The sequence below is a fragment of the Gordonia sp. (in: high G+C Gram-positive bacteria) genome (genome assembly GCF_052106715.1).
In the GTDB taxonomy this organism is placed as follows: domain Bacteria; phylum Actinomycetota; class Actinomycetes; order Mycobacteriales; family Mycobacteriaceae; genus Gordonia.
Map to the genome: position 1 here is coordinate 152,463 of NZ_JBQEDL010000002.1, position 18,279 is coordinate 170,741.

The 18,279-nt window shown below is 62.9% G+C and carries 18 protein-coding genes and 2 tRNA genes; 5 read left to right on the forward strand and 15 right to left on the reverse strand.

Annotated features, from left to right (window positions below; translation table 11 throughout):
* Positions 1-8: 8 nt before the first annotated feature.
* A tRNA-Pro gene (locus ACTIMF_RS01710) sits at positions 9-82 on the reverse strand.
* Positions 83-214: 132 nt separating this feature from the next.
* On the opposite strand from ACTIMF_RS01710, the gene ACTIMF_RS01715 reads away from it, so the two are divergent.
* The 4 genes from ACTIMF_RS01715 (at position 215) to ACTIMF_RS01730 (ending at position 2,659) form a co-directional block, all read left to right on the forward strand.
* A tRNA-Gly gene (locus ACTIMF_RS01715) sits at positions 215-288 on the forward strand.
* 220 nt (positions 289-508) lie between these two features.
* Entirely contained in the window at positions 509-1,387 is an 879-nt protein-coding gene (locus ACTIMF_RS01720) for a GmrSD restriction endonuclease domain-containing protein (protein WP_442348538.1), read from the forward strand.
* Positions 1,384-1,839: an excalibur calcium-binding domain-containing protein gene (locus ACTIMF_RS01725; RefSeq protein ID WP_442348539.1), complete on the forward strand. Its 456-nt coding sequence runs from the start codon at positions 1,384-1,386 to the stop codon at positions 1,837-1,839. The genes ACTIMF_RS01720 and ACTIMF_RS01725 overlap by 4 nt, the downstream gene beginning before the upstream one ends.
* Before the next feature lie 7 nt (positions 1,840-1,846).
* Complete coding sequence (locus tag ACTIMF_RS01730) at positions 1,847-2,659, forward strand: hypothetical protein (protein ID WP_442348540.1); 813 nt, start codon at positions 1,847-1,849, stop codon at positions 2,657-2,659.
* A gap of 412 nt (positions 2,660-3,071) precedes the next feature.
* On the opposite strand, the gene ACTIMF_RS01735 is transcribed toward ACTIMF_RS01730, so the two are convergent.
* A complete protein-coding gene (locus tag ACTIMF_RS01735) occupies positions 3,072-3,305 on the reverse strand; it encodes a hypothetical protein (protein WP_442348541.1) in 234 nt (77 codons plus the stop codon).
* Between the two features lie 240 nt (positions 3,306-3,545).
* Here ACTIMF_RS01735 and ACTIMF_RS01740 point away from each other — a divergent pair, with 240 nt between their 5' ends.
* Complete coding sequence (locus ACTIMF_RS01740) at positions 3,546-4,067, forward strand: OsmC family protein (protein WP_442348542.1); 522 nt, start codon at positions 3,546-3,548, stop codon at positions 4,065-4,067.
* A 122-nt stretch (positions 4,068-4,189) separates the two neighbouring features.
* Here the strand turns inward: ACTIMF_RS01740 and ACTIMF_RS01745 are convergent, their stop codons facing one another.
* The 13 genes from ACTIMF_RS01745 to ACTIMF_RS01805 all read right to left on the reverse strand — a co-directional run bounded on the left by ACTIMF_RS01745 (position 4,190) and on the right by ACTIMF_RS01805 (position 18,236).
* Positions 4,190-4,378 carry a hypothetical protein gene (locus tag ACTIMF_RS01745; RefSeq protein ID WP_442348543.1) on the reverse strand — a complete coding sequence of 63 codons (189 nt, stop codon included), beginning with the start codon at positions 4,376-4,378 and terminating at the stop codon, positions 4,190-4,192.
* Between the two features lie 76 nt (positions 4,379-4,454).
* Entirely contained in the window at positions 4,455-6,128 is a 1,674-nt protein-coding gene (locus ACTIMF_RS01750; RefSeq protein ID WP_442348544.1) for a hypothetical protein, read from the reverse strand.
* Between the two features lie 15 nt (positions 6,129-6,143).
* Positions 6,144-6,599, reverse strand: a complete 456-nt coding sequence (locus tag ACTIMF_RS01755; protein WP_442348545.1) for a hypothetical protein — start codon at positions 6,597-6,599, stop codon at positions 6,144-6,146.
* A gap of 34 nt (positions 6,600-6,633) precedes the next feature.
* The gene (locus tag ACTIMF_RS01760) at positions 6,634-7,065 is read right to left on the reverse strand and encodes a hypothetical protein (protein WP_442348546.1); all 432 of its coding nucleotides are present in this window, start codon (positions 7,063-7,065) and stop codon (positions 6,634-6,636) included.
* A 9-nt stretch (positions 7,066-7,074) separates the two neighbouring features.
* Positions 7,075-7,830, reverse strand: a complete 756-nt coding sequence (locus ACTIMF_RS01765) for a hypothetical protein (RefSeq protein WP_442348547.1) — start codon at positions 7,828-7,830, stop codon at positions 7,075-7,077.
* On the reverse strand, positions 7,830-8,171 hold the full coding sequence (locus ACTIMF_RS01770) for a hypothetical protein (protein WP_442348548.1): 342 nt from the start codon (positions 8,169-8,171) through the stop codon (positions 7,830-7,832). Before ACTIMF_RS01770 ends, ACTIMF_RS01765 begins: the two co-directional genes overlap by 1 nt.
* Entirely contained in the window at positions 8,161-8,616 is a 456-nt protein-coding gene (locus ACTIMF_RS01775) for a hypothetical protein (RefSeq protein ID WP_442348549.1), read from the reverse strand. The genes ACTIMF_RS01770 and ACTIMF_RS01775 overlap by 11 nt, the downstream gene beginning before the upstream one ends.
* The gene (locus ACTIMF_RS01780; protein ID WP_442348550.1) at positions 8,613-8,855 is read right to left on the reverse strand and encodes a holin; all 243 of its coding nucleotides are present in this window, start codon (positions 8,853-8,855) and stop codon (positions 8,613-8,615) included. Before ACTIMF_RS01780 ends, ACTIMF_RS01775 begins: the two co-directional genes overlap by 4 nt.
* Complete coding sequence (locus ACTIMF_RS01785) at positions 8,855-10,360, reverse strand: N-acetylmuramoyl-L-alanine amidase (RefSeq protein WP_442348551.1); 1,506 nt, start codon at positions 10,358-10,360, stop codon at positions 8,855-8,857. The genes ACTIMF_RS01780 and ACTIMF_RS01785 overlap by 1 nt, the downstream gene beginning before the upstream one ends.
* Complete coding sequence (locus ACTIMF_RS01790) at positions 10,357-10,734, reverse strand: phage gene 29 protein family protein (RefSeq protein WP_442348552.1); 378 nt, start codon at positions 10,732-10,734, stop codon at positions 10,357-10,359. The genes ACTIMF_RS01785 and ACTIMF_RS01790 overlap by 4 nt, the downstream gene beginning before the upstream one ends.
* 3 nt (positions 10,735-10,737) lie before the next feature.
* Positions 10,738-12,417 (reverse strand): Gp37-like protein, encoded by a 1,680-nt coding sequence (locus ACTIMF_RS01795; protein ID WP_442348553.1) that lies wholly within the window; start codon positions 12,415-12,417, stop codon positions 10,738-10,740.
* Positions 12,418-12,419: 2 nt separating this feature from the next.
* On the reverse strand, positions 12,420-13,331 hold the full coding sequence (locus ACTIMF_RS01800) for a hypothetical protein (protein ID WP_442348554.1): 912 nt from the start codon (positions 13,329-13,331) through the stop codon (positions 12,420-12,422).
* Positions 13,332-18,236 carry a tape measure protein gene (locus ACTIMF_RS01805; RefSeq protein ID WP_442348555.1) on the reverse strand — a complete coding sequence of 1,635 codons (4,905 nt, stop codon included), beginning with the start codon at positions 18,234-18,236 and terminating at the stop codon, positions 13,332-13,334. It lies immediately after the preceding gene.
* Positions 18,237-18,279: the final 43 nt, after the last annotated feature.

Below are 18,279 nucleotides of genomic sequence, written 5' to 3' on the forward strand. Positions count from 1 at the left end.
CGTGATCGTCGGGATGACAGGATTTGAACCTGCGACCCTCCGCTCCCAAAGCGGATGCGCTACCAAGCTGCGCCACATCCCGCGGTCGGGTCCGTTGTTCGGACACGGCCAAACGCACATAGTACGGCCCACCGGGCCGCGGACACGAACCCGGGACAGGTTTTGAAGTTCCGCGTCCACCTGCTGTAGTGTCTTGCTCGCACATCAGTGCAGCGCGGGTGTAGCTCAATGGTAGAGCCCTAGTCTTCCAAACTAGCTACGCGGGTTCGATTCCCGTCACCCGCTCCAGGTGAGACATAGTGCAGGACCGCAAGGTACACACTATGGGCCACACTAGCTTCCAGTGAGTGTGGCGAGAGGCCCCGGATCGCAGACGATGCGAACCGGGGCCTCACTCGTTTCAGGCCGGTGACCTGACTCACCATCCGACGCTCGCCTCTGTCACCCGTTGAGACGAATATCGAGCCGATCACTCCTGTTCACGGGTTGATTCTGAGAACCTTCTGAGATGCGAACTAAATCCCTCCTCGCCGCTATCGCGGTTGGAGTAGGCCTCGTGTCTGCTCCCGTCCTCACCTCCCCCGCCGTCTCGGCAGCCCCCGCGCCGACGACCGCCCAAACCCTCCACACACTCGACACACTCGCGGTGAAGGGACGAGCCCCGAAAACCGGCTATGACCGCGACCTCTTCGGGCAGGCATGGTCCGACGACGTCAACGTCGACGGCGGCCACAACGGCTGCGACACCCGCAACGACATCCTGAACCGCGACCTCACCAACAAGACGTACAAGGCTGGCACCCGCGACTGCGTCGTCCTCACCGGCACGCTGAACGACGCGTACACCGGCAAGACGATCCAGTTCGTGCGAGGCACGTCGACGTCGTCCAAGGTGCAGATCGATCACGTCGTCGCACTCTCGGACGCCTGGCAGAAGGGCGCCCAGCAGTTGACCAGCGAACAGCGGCAAGCGTTCGCTAACGACCCGCTCAACCTGCGCGCGGTCGACGGCCCCGCGAACATGCAGAAGCGCGACGGCGACGCAGCGACCTGGCTGCCGTCGAACAAGAGCTTCCGTTGCACGTACGTGACGACGCAGGTTGAGGTGAAGGCGAAGTACAACCTGTGGGTCACCTCGGCTGAAAAGTCGGCGATCCAGCGCGTCCTGTCCGATTGCTCGAGCACGCAGGCACCGGCCCCGAAGGCGACACCACGCCAGAGCACCCCCAAACCTGCACCGCGCCAGCAAGCGCCCGTCGCGCCGTCGGGCGCGTACTACAAGAACTGCTCGGCCGCACGAGCCGCCGGTGCCGCGCCGCTGTACCGCGGCCAGCCCGGATACCGATCTGCACTCGACCGCGACAATGACGGGGTGGCCTGCGAATGACCTGGCAACAACCCGCCCAGAAGAACAGCAAGCGGACCGCAGCATTCGGGATCGGTGGCCTGTTCGCACTGCTCGCCTCATGCGGAATCGGTGCGGCGATCGGTGGTGAGGACGCCCCAGATGCGGCACCGCCCGTCACGACAACGATCACCGACGTAGCAACCGAGACAGTCACGGAAACACCGACGACATCGCGAGCGGCAGCCACCACCGAGGAGACGACGACTGCGGAGACGACCGAACCAGTCGACGTCGACGAACCAGACACCACTCCCCCGGTCCGGTTGGTTCCGACAACGGTGCAGGAAGTTGTTCCAACCGAGGACGGTGGTTCGACCTACTACGCGAATTGCTCGGCAGCCCGCGCGGCCGGAGCTGCGCCGGTACACGCAGGCGATCCCGGCTACGGAGACCACCTAGACCGCGACGGCGACGGAGTCGGCTGCGAATAGACCCACCGTGACAGAAGACGGCGATGAATCGCCTCAAGAAGGTACCGACGACAGGCGGGCTTCGCGTGTTCAGCGGACATGCGAATGGGCTGCCCGGGAACGAAAGAAGGCACTCGGAAACGTCAAGGAGCGATACACGCATTGGAAGGACTACGTATCCGAGACCCATGGGCGGCAGTGGGCTGCGTGTCTCGGCATTGCTTCCCTTGCGGAGGTACTCGTCGTCTGCATACTGCTGTGGGCCGACAACGGGTGGGTGCAATGGGGAAATGTTCCTACATGGGTCGGTGCGAACCTGACCGCTGCTGCGGTCTCCCTCGCGCTAGCGACCACTATCGCCGACCGACGTAAACAGGCAGAGGAACGCCAAGTCGCCGAGGAGGAGCGCCGCGAACAGGAGAAACGCCAAGCACGATTGGTGTTCGTCGAGACGAAAAGCGGCAAGGTCGTTATTACGAACTACAGCGATCGGCCGGTATTTCGTCTCAGTGCAAAGGTAATGGAGCAGGGCTACAACCCCGAGACGCAAATACAGATAATTTTCGAACGTCTTACCGGAGGTGGAGGTCGGAAGATTCCTGACCTGAACGTCCTAAAGCCAAACGACGTGTACGTTCTGGAAGGCGCAAAGCTACCCTCCGACGACCAGATCAAAGCTTTCCACAACAAGCCGTTGACTGAACGGCTTGTCGCTGGGATATTGCCCGGAATGGGTCTGCCTAAAGTTGAAATCCGGATCACGGATGCCGAAGGGAACCGATGGCGGTGCGTTCACACAATCACCAATGCCGACGAGCCTTCGATTGAACTTGTCATCTAAAAGTCACCGAATCGCCGATACCGCCCACACTTCGCAGTGTGGGCGGTATCTTCTTGTCAGGCCCCGCGCACGCGTCCCCCCGATGCAGCGCGGGGCCTACCTCGTCATTTACGTCGGCACGATCTCGAAGTGCGCACAGAAAGTTTGATCGTCAGTATTGGTGAACGAGTGCCGACGACGTCGTCCCCGGGCGCGCCTCCACACTTGTATGGTGCTGGCGGCTCCTTGTATCATTGAGCTGGCGATCGATGTCAGGCAGGAGAGCGAATCATGAACGTAGGTGCAGGTGCGAGCATCTCACTGACCTTGACGGTGCCCCTACTAATCTTGCTCGTGCTTGCCGGGTTTGGCGTGATCGCGTGGACAGTGCCCACGAGCGTAGCGACTGCGGTCGTAGCCCTCGCGCTGTTCACTATGTGGCGTACTCGTCAGCCGCGACTCGGCACCTAACACCCAGTCGCGCCGTCAGTCGAGAGAACGCGGGGCGAGCTCGTACACGGGGTATGCCGTCGCGCATACGTCCGTGGTGCTGGTACACGTCCATCGTCAGGGCGGGCACGTCATCACCGAGGACGTCGTCGCTGAAGTTCACGACCCGCCACGGCTTCCCATCATGGAAACCGCCTGAGAGTTCGACGTCGATCACAGCGTCAGGATACGACGAAAGCGTCCCGCCCCCTTATGAACCTTCACCAGGGAGACGGGGCGCCGTTCGAGGACCTAGCAATGCAGCCAGCGCATTGCAGGATGCTCAGAGTCCTTCGTGTTCTCGAACCTCAGTCGGCGGAAAGGAGTACGCGAATTCGAACCCCCGTGCGCCTAACTATTAGGTCAGGCCGCGTATCGACCTATCGTGGGAACTCACCAACGCGAGAGGGATTGAACAATGACTGAGACCGTGACCAGCAAACTCAATGACGTGAACATCGCCGCCGTTAGCGGTTTAGTACAAGCAATTGAGGCGGACTCAGACAAGGCCAAGACCACCTGGGCGGCGCACGTGACCTGGAAGGGCGCGTTCGAGTCTGAGGCCACGGTGCGATCGTTCAGTCCGTCGCCGTCCGACGAGCCCGCGGGCCTGGGCGGCGGCGACACCGCGCCCAACCCTGTCGAACAGTTGCTCGGCGCTCTGGGCAACTGCTTGGCCGTGGGGTACGCGGCGAATGCCACCGCCGCGGGCATCGAACTCAAGGATGTCCGGGTGGATCTGAAAGGTGACCTCGATCTACACGTCTTCCTAGGACTTGCTGAAGGCCACGCCGGCTTCGAATCGATCACTGCCACAGTCACGGTCGACTCCGATGCGCCGCGCGAACAGTTGGAGACGCTGCACGCCAACGTACTCAAGAGCTCGCCCGTTGGACACACGATCGGTAGCGCTGTACCTGTGGATATCGTCCTCGCCTGAGTCTTGCAGCAGCGGACATGCACTCAGGAGGCGGCGACCCGCAACCGTCACCGAGAATCCAGGTCCAACGCTTCCACTCAAGGCACATTCACGCCGCAAACCTCATCACTCGTCCACCCGATCTACTGGGCGAGCTCGTAGACAGTGATGCCGTCGTGTATCCGTCCCGCGCGCCGGTAGCTGACAACGTGCAGTCGAGGTGCCTCGTCACCGCGGCGGCGTAGGACGGGCATCAGAACGTCGTCGTCGAGGGTGGCGACCTCCCACAGTTTCCCGTCGTGGAAGCCGCCCGGCAGTTCGACGTCGATCATAGCGAGAGAAGCAGCGCAGAGACGACAAAAAGCGCCCCACCCCCTTGTGAGGGGTGGGGCGCTTGGTCGTGCGAGATCAGTACAGGCGTAGTGCGCTGTAGCTGATGGAGCCAGCCGACCCGAGGTTCGCGGTGACGGTGTCCGACGTCGAGTCGACGAACAGAATCGACTTGCTGTTGGTGTCACTGTTCTTGATTCGTGTACGGATGGCGCCGGTCGAGGTCGTGCTGGGATCACCGATACCCGACCCGTAGAAGCCGTAGAGGTTCAACTGTCCGGCACCGTAGAGGGCGGTCGCTGTCCGGGTGGACGTGAACGTGCCCGAGTCTCCGTTGCCTATGCCGATGTCTGTCACACCGGTGTAGGAGACAGCCGTCATGGAGATACCTGCCGTCGCACTGAACGTGATCGTGTGCGAGCCAGCCGCCAGACCGCTAGCGATCCACCACTGATCTGTACCGCGCGTCGCCCCGTCGACCTTCACAGCGTCGACGCCGTCGACCTTCACGGTGCCGCTCCCGGACAATGTCGCGTCGACGACAATGACAAGGGTCGCGCCGGCTGCGGTCGTAATCGTCCGTGACGTGGAGCCGGATGAACCGTAATAGCTGATAGCCGCATCGAACGTCGGCACGCCAACAGCCGGCCGAACCTCGATGTAGCCGCCCGCCGCTGTCTGCGAACCGGTCGAAGAGATCGACGTCCACAACGACAGTTCGTCAGCGTGCGACAGGTCGAGCGAGTATTGCCCGCTCACGCTCGTCGACACGCCAGTCAGAACGTCCGGCTGCACATTCGCCCCATTGTGGCGCAGGTACAGGTCTCCGTTGATCGACGAGTTCAAGTCGAGCTTTGTGCGAACGTAGACGTGCTCCCCTGCTCCGACCACACTGAGATTCTGGTCGCCGGTAACGGTGCCAGGGTAGGTTGCGTCTGACGTCCAGCCCGCGATGTAGCCGGACGTGACGTTGGTGCCCGACGACTTGTTGATGCGTTGGCGGGTAAGTGTCGCCGACACGCCTTCGCCCGGCGCGAGCTCGAGCGTGTAGGAGATCGGCTGGCCCGATGCCGCAGACGATGCGGACGGGCTCGGCGCGACTGGTGCCACCACTATCGACGAGGCCGCACCTGCAGGACTCGACGATGCTGTGATCGACGTCGGCGCGACAACCTCGGCTGTGTACTCGATGACGCCGCCGTCAACGTCTGCGAACGCACCCACCGTAGGTGCGGCGGGTTCGATGTAGAAGACCATCGGGGGCGCGGACACGTTCGCGTCTGCGTGAACGACTGGCGCCGGCAGACCGACCGTGTACTCCATCGGATCGACGAACTCGCCGCCGATCGACGACGCGACCGCGCCGTCCTCGAGGTCTGCCGTGTACTCAGTAGCAGGTGCCCCGATCTTGTGCGACCCGGACAGGCCTGACGGGGCTTCGAGGGTCGCCGTGTACTCGATCGGTGGCCCCACGGGCGAGGATCCCGCAGACACCGAGACCGTCGGCGGACTGAGCCAGTATGTGATCTCGGCACCTGCGACTGTGGCGTCCGCGTGCACCTCTGGCGAGGGCATCGACACGACGAACGGGATCGCGGGCGCGGGTATGTTCTCGGAGATCCGACCATCCCAGACGATGACCCGGCCGAGGATCGGGTCATCGTAGACGGCTTTGAGGATGATGACGCGGCCGATCCCGTCGCCGTCGTAACGGATACCTCGGATACTGCGGCCACCCTTTTCAATCGCCATGTGTGGCCGCCTCCCTTACGGAGTGCTGAGGTTGATGACGCGGCCACCATTCCAGGTGATCGTGAAGGTGCCCGACGTGGTCGACACGTCAGCATCGAACACGCCGTACCCGATCAGCGGCTTAGCCGAGTCCGCGGTCGGGGTGTCGTCGTAAATCACATAGCCACGCGCGGTCGTGGTCGACGTCGGCCATACCGGGTTATCGGCGTTCACGCGCACAGTGTTCGTCGCCGCGTCGTAGGAGACGGTGACGTTCTTGAGGAACTGGCCGCCTGCCGTGTATCCCGCGCCGGACGCTTCGCCGGTCACCGAAGCCTTGTACTGGTGGGCGTCCTGGTCGACCGCACCGGTGCCGGTCGAGGTGAGCAGCATGATCTTGAGGTTCGAGTCGCCCGTCGAGTTGGCGATCAAGATTTCCTTGTTGATCAGCGACAGGATCGACTTGCCGTAAGCCTTCGCAGTGGTTGCCATAATGAACTCCTAAAAGGGGTGAGAGGGTGGTCGGCTATTCGCCGATGAAACTGTCGGTGATGAGATAGAAACTGCCGGGGTCGAACGGCTGCGCGTCCATCTCGGCCTGCGTCAACGCGACGCCGCGGGCGAGGCCGCCGCCGTTGCGGACGAACTGGTAGCGGTCATCCTCGGGCGGGCTCGGCATTCCAGCGTCGATGAGCGGCCACAGACGGATCGGGGTCGACGAGTCAGGCACGAGAATGTTGTAGGTCGCCTGACGTGATCCGCCAAGCGTCACAGTGGCCGGGCCGGGATCGAGTTCAGGCGTTGTGATGACGCCGTCGACAGGCTGCACCCTGTGCCGCAACGGAACCACAATCGAGTCACCGTCCGCTGACTCGCGAACCTGCTGAACAGTGAACATCACTGGTGTCAGCAACGGCCCGCCGCCGACATCCTCCACCCGGTCGGTAATGACAGTCATAGAGGTCTCCTATTCCGGTTCGTTAGACCACTTGTTGACGACGAGCGACGTATAACCTTTGCCGCCGAGAATCGCGCGGGTGTCAGTGCCGACGACAGACGGGTCCGCGGCGAGCTCCACAGAGAGCCGATACCCAGCCTCGGGTACGCCGAACGTGTGCGAGTTGAACACTGTGACCGTGTTAGTAGCCCGCTGTATCGCAGGCTTGCGCGAGAACTCGGTACCGTTCGGTCGCCGTACGACGATGTCCATGTAGCAGCCAGACCCACCGAGTGTGATCCATGAGAAGAAGGACTGAGCGTCGGCTTTGAACAGCCCCCGGCTGTTGAGGATGATTTCACTACCGGAATAGGTGACTCCCACGCCTTCGTGAATGTTGCCCGTAAACGGCGCTCGCGTGAGGTTCGATGTCGGGGTCATGTTGGACGGCATGTAGCGGGCGCCGTAGACCTGTATGCCCTCGAACTTTTGGGTCGAGTCCTGCATGTCCTGGATGATCGGAGGCTGCCCGAACATGTTGAAGAAGTCTTCGAATGATCCTCCGAGCACCCCGATCGCCAGATTCGCCAAGGTGCGAACGACATCGAGCGGCTCGCCCATCGGTTTCAGCTTGTTGTCCCAGCCCTGCTCGAGCATCGCTTCCCAGTCGCCACGCTCACGCGACGAGAAATCCGAGAGACCGCCAGTCGTACCGTTCGCGACATTCGCGGGGATGAAGTACTGACCGAAATCAGTACCAGCACCGGGAAGATTCGGAACTGTCATCAGACGACCTCCTTCGCTCGTGACGCGATCGCCCGCAACGCCCGCCGCGTCTCCGTATGCTCAACCGGCAGAACCGGCAAGACGTCACGCTCGACAGTCCGCACCAACTCCTCGAGAACCTCACGCAAGTTTTTGACCTCGTTCGATAGGCGCTTCACCTCGACGCGGAGCTCCTTATTGCTTTCCTTGGTGCCGAGCACTTCGTCCTTCGACATCTCGAGCAGCACTTTGGTGATCTCGACGCTGTTGCGTTTCCGATTCAGCAGAGCCGTGACAATCGCGGTGACGACACTCGAGGAACCGATAGCAGCAATGACAGCGATAATGACCTCACTGGACATCAGCTCCCCCGTCCTCGACGATGCGACGCGCCTCTACCTCAAGGCCCCGTATTTCCCGCGGGATCTCACGGGTCACCCGGTACACGAGGTAGACGGACAGCATGAAGATCGCCCAGGTCGCCGCGGTGAGTGGCACGGTCCCGTTGTTGATCGTCACCGACGCCGTGTACATGAATCCGGCCGTGGCTAGCGCGGTGCCGCCGATCCGCTCGAGCTGCAACGACATGAGTGCGCGCCGCGTGTACAGGCCCGCCAACAGGACGGCTGCCCCGGCTGGTTGCATCGCCGCGTACACGACGTCGAACGCCTGCGGAGCACTGTTTGCAACCGACGCCGGCACCTTCCAGTAGATGGTCTGCAAGATTCCTGAGACGAGGACGCCGAGGACGATCAACCGGTACAACGGGAAGTTGCCCGACGCGACCCGCCGCCACGACGAGTTCACCCGTCAGCCTTACGGTGGCGACCCGCGCTCGCAGACACGAGGGATGCCGAGCCGGACACCTGCGCCGACGCCAGCGACGTCAGCAGCGAAGCGAGAGCAGCAGTACCGACCGCTGCACCCGCAGCCGACCATGACAGCGAGACGATCGTTGCGTCAGCGACGAACAGACCTGCCGCGGTCTGCGCCGCGGTCTTGATCGCGCGTTCGGCCGCGTCGCGCCAGAAGGCTAGAGTCCACATCACTTGACCACCTTGATTGCGCCGGACGGGTCCCATTCGAGGTGCCCATTTTCGAAGTCCTGCCGTTTACCACCGGTGCCGTTGTCGTATTCGTCCGACGTCGGCCAGCCGAGGGGGCCGGTCTCGTAGCCTTCGAACGCCCAGCGGTCGCCGATGACACCGCGCACCGGGTAGCCGGTCTGCCCGTACTTTCGGTAGATGACGCCGCCTTCGAATGCCTGGATATCGCCGACGTCTTTCACAACGGTGTGGCGGCGAGTCGGGTAGCCGAGTGCGCCTTGCTCCCACTTGTAGGTCGCCCACGTCTCCAAGATGTTCGCGGGTACCGCGGTCGCTAGCCCGCCGCGGACCTTCGGGTGCCAGTAGATCGACCCGTTGGCGAAGTCGGCGAACTTGCCGCCGCGTGCCGCGTCCTTCTCTCCCGAGCCGATACGGTCACCGATCCATGACGCCGCGGCCTTCGCCTCGGCGTCAATCTGGTTGATGACCGGGGCTGCTACGGTGCCGCCCTTGGCGTACTCGATGAGCTTGTCGTAGGGGAAGTTCGCACCGGGGTCGGTGTGGTCAGTGCCGCCCCATACTCGGGTGTCGACGTGGCCGAGGATGCCGGGCAGGCCAGCAGCAGTCACCTTCTTGAGCGGGATGCCGTATTTGTCGGCCCAGTACTTGACTACCGTGGCGCCCGCGCGCAGCATCTTGTCCTGCGCCAACCACTCGGCTCGAGTCTGCGACGCGTTACCGACGAAGCATAGGTGCAACAGGATGTTGTTGCCCTTGTTGCCCGTCGACCAGGTAACCCAGTCGTCGGTGTTCTGTCTGATGCGCTTGCCGTCGACGCCGACCATAACGTGGTAGCTGCCGGTCTGCGAGTTGACCTGGTAGGTGGTCACGCTGTCAGCGGTCGCGGATGTTGCGGTCGCCGACTTCCCCGACTCGGTCGTGTGGATACAGATTCCGACGATCCCCGACGTAGGGCGGGACGACCCGAACCCGAACTCGCTTGATCGGTCGCTGTCGTAGTAGGCCACGATTGAACCTCCGGTGGTTGTGACGAGACGGTCGTAGAGTGTCGACGCCTCCGAGAACTTGCCGTCGTAGCGGTCTGGGTACGCCGACTTCTGAACCGCCTGCGCGAACGAACCCGGCGACCTCGACGTGTTGTTGTAGTCGAGCTTCACGAGCTCGGTGAAGAACAGTCGCGCCGACTTGTACGGGTCCATGCAGGTAGCGCAGTCGGCCCACCACCACGCACCGTTCGTGCCCTTACGGACCTGCTGTTGGAAGGTGCCGACGCTGTAACCGTCCGACCCGACGTCGTCGTGCGGGAGGCTCAGCGACTCGGGAACCTTCGCGTTCGCGTACATGAGGATCGGCCCAGCGGCACGCGGGGACGTCGGCCCCGCCTCGACGAGATTCGTTGCGAGGCCGATCTTGATACCGCGGGGGGAGACGCCGAGGTCCTGTCCGGCGCGGATCGTCGCCCGCGCGTAATCGTCCGAACTCATCGTCGGCCGCCCTCCTTCTTGCCGCGGCGCCGCTCAACCTCAGCGAGATATTCTTCGTGCTGTTCGCGAGCGAGCCGTTTGATCCGGTCGCGCGGATCCTCCACACCTTCGACGCCATCGCGGTACACCCAGACGCCGGCCGCCGAATCCTTGTCGATCGACGTACCCGGCCGGTAGTCCTTGATCGGCTCGCAGCAGATACGGACACCGACCTCGACCTGGTGGCGGGCGACCTCCAACCAGTACTCGGGGCCCATGACCATCGGTGCGCCGACGACCAGAGGGAGGCCGACGAACGTCGCCGAGATCCGGTCGATCTGGTCGTTGAGTTGGTCCTCGGTCAGGTCCGCGAACGGAACACATGCGTCACACATTCGTCACCACACTCCGATCATTGATGCTGCTGATGCGACGTCGGAGATCATCTTGATGATCTGCTCGACGGGGTCACGGTCGGCGGGTGCACCGAACTCGGCTTCCCACTGCGCGAAGTGATCGGCAGCCCAATCGAACGTCGTCTTCGTGCAACGCTCGACATGGATCTCGCCCGACTCGTCACCGGCGATCTCGAACGAACCGCGATCACCCTTGTAGAAGTGGCCCGAGCCCTTCCAGCCGACGACGTACGGGCCGCCGACACTCGTCACCTTGCCGTGGCGTTGACGCTCCGTCGCTTTCACACCCGACCGGATCGCCATGAGACTCGACAGCGTGTACGCCTTTCCGGGCAGGTCAACGTGGTACTCGAGAAGGTGCGACGATCCTTGCTGCGCTATCCGGTGCGGGAGCTTCACGCTGATCCACGCGAGCACGGTGTCGGTATAGAACGGCTTCAAGATCGCGTCTACAGCACCGCCCTGGGGCCCGATACCGTACCCGGCGATGTTGAGGTTCGACGTGGCGAGGTCGACGAGTGATTGAATCCCTGCTGACATGGCCTCGTTCACGCCCGGTGCCGACTGGCCACCAGTGTTGATGATGATGCCCTTGGATGGTGACGTCGTGAACTCGGTCTCCGTCGGATAGTCCGCCGGGAAGTGGACGAACGGGAAGCCCTTCGGCGTCTCGAACATCGTGGAGTAGAACTGCGACGGCCATGATGGTTCACCCGTCAGCTCGACCTCGATGTCCTCGAACATGTCGCCGATGGATTCACGGATCGTCCGGGTCAGCCCGTCGAAGATCGTGCCGCCATTCGCGGCGCCCTCGCGGTGACCGGATTTGTCGACGATGTCGACGACCAGCGCACCGTCCTTGATGTCAGCGCCAGGCCACGGCTCGGGGTCGCCCTTCCGCCACCGCCGGGTCACGACCGATAGTTCGCCGTCGGCCATGATCGGTGACGCGATGTCATCCCACTTCCCCCACCGCGACATGAACAACGCCCACGTCGTACCCGCCGCCAAGTCCTGCAACAGCGTCGTCGGCTTGATGACGATGTCCCAATTCGACATGTCCAAGCCGTCGAGCCAGGTCATCGGGTTCATCGGATCGTCCGGGATCTGCCAGATGCTCGAGTAGATCCGCAGCAGGTTCAGGAACAGTGCCGTCTTGAGTGTCCAGATCGCAGGCCCGGCGAGCAGGAAGATCCGAGGGAACTGAAAGATGGCCGGCAGGAACGGGTTGCTCCAGCAGTCGACCCATTTCAGGTTCTCGTAGTCGGTGAGGAACGTGACGACCAACAGTCGTTGGCCCTTCGCGTCCTTTTTGACCGTCTTCGAGTCGTATCGGCCCGACAGTCGGACACCGTTGTGTTCGACGTCGACGTGAAAGTTTTCGCCCTCGCCACGCTTCATGCGGCCGCGGTCGTCGTTCATCCACTGCGCGACCGGATGATCGAACGGGATCGTCAGATCGATGCTGCCGGTGTCGTTCTCTTTGTCCTCGGCGTGAACCTCCACGACATCGAGCAGCAGATGTTGCAGCCGTTGATGGCCGTCAAACACGAAGATGCCGGGCGGCGTTTCCTGCATCGCCTCAACACGGCGATCCTCAGCGAGCGTCGCCTCCCAGATCGCCTCGCACTGATCTTCGAGCGTCATCGCTGGAGCGGTCATCGTTAGAGCTCCATTCCGATGAATCGCGACCACAGCCGCGGCATGTGCAGTTCAGCGCGGGCACCCGATGCTGGGGCACCCGAAACGGAGATCGGGAGTTCAGTCGGCGGTGTGTATGGCGGGATGTCGAAGCGGATCCAGTTGCCGTTCATCCGGCCCAACAGATTCGCACCCGTGAGTGTCGCCGCGTGCAGCTTGCGGCGTTCGCGCGTGATCCGTGCACCACCATCAGCGACCGTCACCTCGACCGGCACCGTCCGCGCCGCATGCTCCCCCGCTGGCACCCGCGCACCCTCCGGCCCGAGCCATGACCGATCCGGAAGAACCCACTTACCCGGAGTCAGGATCCACGTCTGTCGGCACGGAGTGTCAGCGGGATTCGACACAGTGACAGTTCCACTCCCACTGCTCCCCGATGTCTCGAACACCGATACTTCAGTCCCTGACGTCGGCAACGGCTGCGGCGCCCGCAACTCGTAGGTGATGTCGAAAATATCGTTCGTGTACGGGTCACGCTCCATCTTCATCTCCGGAGCCGCCTTCAAATGCGCATCCAAGGTCCGAACACCAGACAGCTCCGAGAAGACCTCCACTCGAGGCAACCGTGCTGCCGGATTCCACGGATCCCGACGCGCCGAAAACGCACGCCGGAAATCAGACTCGAGTCGGCCAGCCTGCCGCGACCCCGACAACTCTTCCGCAACATAGAGACCGAGCGTCATATCGCGCGGCAGAAACCGCTCGCCCGAGAACGTCGCACCCTCGGTGTCCTCGATCCAATCGGTTTCCATCGGCGCATCCATCAACCCGTCCACCGACGACTCAGCGAGCGTGATCCACGGATGACGGTCCGACCCCCACACCGGGAATCGGGTGCCGTCACCCGCGATCAACGTGACATCGAAACCGGGCATCTAGGGTCGACCTCCCTTGCCGGCCGCAACCAGCCGTCGATTCTTCTGCCGCTGCTTGTCCGCGAAATCCCGGTCATTGCGTGCTGGCTGCACCCCGTTCGGGCCCTGCGCGATAATCACTTTCACGAGTTGGTCCAACTTCGCCTCGAGCGCACTGGTGTCGCCACTGAACCCGCGACGCATGCCGTCCTCGAACGCTGCCGTCTGAGTCGGCGACAACACGCGCTCTGGACGGAGCGTGTTCTTGAGCATGTGACCGACGCCCTGAGCGACACCGCCCTGGTCGTACCAGTTGTTCGCCTCATGGAAGGCCTTCGCCTTCGTCGGCAACTCGTAACGGCCGCCGACATACTTGTCGAACGCCTTCGCCTGCAGCGTCGGATCGACAGTGTTCGGATCAACCCCCGCCGCCCGATACACCTCCGCACCAGCCTGGATCAGACCGTGATACTTACCGTTCTGCGCGGCCGGATTCCACGTCGACTCCTTATTGACGATCCAATCCGTAGCCGCCCACTCGCCACCAGTCCGCCACGCCTCACGCAAACCCTTCTTGAACTGGTCCTTGACCAGATCAATCCCGGTGAGCGCGGGAGCCGCCGGAGTCGTCTCCGTCGTGTCGGCAGACTCGTCCGAGCCGCCAGCCTTGGACTTACCGGTGTCCTCACCTTCCGCAGGCTTGTTCGTCCCCGGATCAGTGACACCAGCACCCGTACCGTCAGTACCGGGCTTCTTGATCGCAGCCCAACCAGCCAGAACACCCGGCGAATCATTGATGCCGAACACGCCGAGAATGTCCTGGACCTGGCCCGACACAGCCTCCTGCGCGGCCTTGCCAAACATCCCCGAGATTGTCGACTCGCGCGACTCGGTGGCTCCCGGCGAAGTGGTCGTACCGCCATCCGGAACCGTCTGCGAATCGTCGATACCGAGGACCTCCGGCAGCAGATCCGTGTGCTGCTTCGGACGTTCCGGAGTGACCGGCATGAACCAGTGATCGGTGAACTGTGAATGATTTGCGCCCACACTGCCGCCGACCATGCCGCCGCCGTACGAGCCGCCCATCTCGACGTTCGTGCCATCGGGAAGTGTGCCCGCAGTGTGTCCACCACCTGGCCCACCATTGTAGAAGCCGACACCCATCGTGCCCGACTTCCACATGCCCTGCTGGAACCCCATCGCGGGGAGATCCGACGCAGCCGAACCTGTCGACCAGCGCCCGCCGAACGGAGACAGACCTGCGGCGGCACGAGTCAACGCGCTCATGGCGCCACTACAGTCTCCCCAGTTCACGCCACCCCACACATAGGGAGCGCCCTTGAGAGGTTGCGATGCACCGGCACCGTTTGCGAGATCCTTCAACTGCTTCGCGTTGAAACCGCCGTCCGCGAACCGAGTCAGACCGTCCGCGCCCGCAGCCTTCAGCAGTTTCGAGACCGCGCCGCCGGCAATACCGCCGAGGATCCCTGAAACGGTGCCTTCCTTCGGGACCAGCGACATACCGAACATGTCCGCGACCGTCGCCAGGATCGATGTCGAACGATTCCGCTTCGACTTGGCGAGCGGAATGTACGCCTCGCCGCCCGTCTCTTCCTCAGCGAAGACCGTACCTGCGCCCTTGCCCTGGAAAATGTCCGCCGACATGGGCTTCGTGATGACCTTCATGCCACCGTTCGCGAACGCCTCGGCCTCGTTAATGCCGCCGTTCACGTACTGATTGATGCCGCCGTTCGCCCGACCGAAGATGCCAGCCACCGACGACCCAGCTCGAGCACCGGCATCATTCGCCTGAACCACGATCTGCTTGTATTCGGTCTCGGTCCACTTGTGCGACTTGTTCACGTAGTCGTCGTCGTTCGCCTTGACGATGACGTTCTTGCCGTTCCGGTTGATGACCTCCAGACCGATCTGATGCAGAAGATCCTTAACGCCCGGCGCCAGCGGCGACTCGACCACGATGTTCTTGTTGTTGTCCGTCCGCACCTTCACGCCCATGTCGGCGAGCAGTGCGCGCACACCCTCGCCGCCCGGAGCCGTAGTAGCAATCGCCTTGCCGGGTGGGATCGAGTTGACCGTATTCAGGACGCCCTGCAACTTCGCGCCAGCATCGCCGGTCGTGTCGACGCGGATCGTCTTACCGTCCGGCATCGTCGTCACCTTGATACCGAGCGTCTCGAGCGTATCCAGCGTCCCCTGTGTCAGCTCGCCAGTCTGGAACTCGACATACTTGGCGTCAGGCGTCGCATTCATCGCAGCCTGAATGGCTCCGATCTGCTGCACCGTCTCAGGCGCACCAGTCAACTTCACCATCAGATCGATGTTCTCGCCGCCACCGAACGACGCATACAGCTCGCGGATCTTCTCGATTGGCTGATTCGTCGAATCCGCGAGCGACTGCAAGGTGCCTTCGATCTCGCGGTTCGTGCGTGCGATCGCGTTCTTATCGCCAGTTGCAGCAACGCCCTGCTGCTTCTCCGCAAGATCCGAAAGCGTGTCGGTCAACTTGCCGCCCGACTCAGACATGGCATCCAAGCCACCCTTAGCATCGAAAGCATCCGGGCCGATACTTGCCGTCGCATCCGCAGCCTTGCGGATCGACTCGCCCATCTCCTTGACGGCCTCAGCCTTCGACCTCTGCGGGTTGAGCGCATCCATCGCCGTCTTGATCGCGTCCAGCTTGTCTGCCGCCGTCGCAGACTTATCGCCGAGAACGTCGATCGCTTCACCAAACTCAGCTACACCTGGAGTTACCCGAGCTGCGACATCACGCTGGGCCAGGAAGTCCTGCCGCATCTGCTGAAGCCTCGGCAGGAACCCAATGATCGCCGGGTTCGCCATCGTCATGTTCGTGACGAACTGATCCCACGACGCGTCACTGCCAGCCATCGCGCGCGAGAGATCATCCGTCGTCACGCCGAGCTTCGTCAACGCGCCATCCAGGCCCTTGACGCCAGCCGTCACCAGCGGATTGGCCCACTGCTTCGAGGCGAGCTTCGACATGGCGTCGATCTGCGACGACATCGCGGTAACGACGCCATCGTCGAGCGCGCCCGCAGATTCTCGGAGCGCGACGGTCGTGTCGCGCGTCGCGCTTCCGACCGCAGCCTGTGCCTCGGCGAGTTCCCGTGCCCGCTGCTTCGACTTCTGCATCTCGGACGTGATCGCCATGACTGCGACCATGCCGCCCATCATTGCGAGCCCCCAGGGACCGCCCATCATGCCCATCAGCCCGGATCCAGCCTTGGATAGACCGGTCATCGCACCACGCGCCAGACCTGCGGTCCTGGTGAACCGGGTCGCTCCCGCCGCGCCTTGTGCGTACGCGGTGCGGATCGTCCCGCCGAACGTCGTCGACTGCGCCACGGCGGCAGCCTGGGCTGTCCGCATCTGGTTTGTCGCCGTCGTCACGCGGTTCGCAGCCTGAGCCGCCATCAGCCGCTGCGCAGCAAGCCGAGACTCTGCTGAGGCAACCTGTCCCGCAGTTGCCCCAGCCGTCGCGCGGACGCGAGCCAAGTTCTCCTCGGCGATCATCACTCGCGCAGCCGCCTGCTGGGCACCAACCTGCGCCTTCGCGTGGTTCGCTGCCGCCGAAGCGAGCTGCTGCTGATTCGCCGCAGAGATAGTCCCCGCGCGAGTCAGCGCGGTGATCTTGTCCTTCATCCCCCCGATCGCGGTACCAGCGCGCCCGACCATCGTCGGGATCGTCTTGAATCCAGCCCAGGCAAGAACCGCAGCAGCAACCAGTGCGGGCTGCGCCTCCATCACGTCAGCAATCATCGAGAGAACGGGCTCGAATGCAGACAGCACGGACGCCGCACCCTGCACGACCGTCAGGAACACCTGCCACGTCGACACACCCAGCGCCGACGACACCTTCGCAAACTGTGCGACGATCCGACCGATCGTCGGCGCCAACTCACGGCCAGTGTCGACCAACTGCAGGAACGTGTCCTTCGTCTGATCCACCACGCCAGAACCCTTGAGGGCATCCCACACGCCCATCAGGGAGTCGCGGACCCGCGGCCCCCAGTTCTCGATCACGTTCGACGAGAAGGTTTCAACCAGCGCGGCGACCTTCGGTTCCAACTGGTCGATCGCGTCCGTGATCCCAGAGAACCCGCCCGGCAAAGCCTTAAACAGCGGATCCAGAGCTGTCGCACCGATACGCCCCGCAGCAGCCTTCAAGTTCTCGAACGCGCCCTGGACCGTCTCGCCCATCTCCTCAGCGCCGCCGCCGACCTTCTCGGTCATCACCTTGGCGAAGTCCTCGAACGAGACCTTGCCCTCCGAAACCATCTTCGCGGCCTCTTCAGTAGTGACGCCGTAGTTCTTCGCCAACTCCGGCAGAATGCCGATCTGACGCTCCATGAGCTGGTCGAGAGTTTCCCCGTCCAACTTGCCCTTAGCTGCGATCTTGCCCCAGATCTGCCCCATGTCATTGAGGTCCGTACCCGCGATAGCAGCCGAGTCCGCCACCAGACGCAGCGTCGACTCAAGCTCCTGCCCCGGTTTGATGCCAGCGGCAACCATCGTGCCCGCTAGGCCCGCAGCGTCACCGAGACCGAACGCCGTGCCCTTCACTGCGGCGAGAGCGTTGTCCATGATGGACTCGACCTCTTGGCCACTCGACCCGAGCGCACGCAGCTTCGCCTGCGCCTGGTCGATCGTGTTGAGTCGCGAGAATCCCTTAGTGAGAGCCCCGCCGATACCCGCGAATGCCGCAGTTCCCGCCGCCGCGCCGCCGACCTTGAGTGACATCGCGAGAGCGGACGACAGCTTGCCGCCCATGCTCTTGCCAGCAGACGCAGCCTGACCATCCGCAGAACCAAGGGCCTTCTTGATCCCCGGACCGATCTTGCTGGTCTCGGGGACGATGGACAGATACGCGGTTGCGACCTCAGTCAAGGTGTCCTCCATTCAGATGGGCACGCCAGAAGGGCGCAAGATG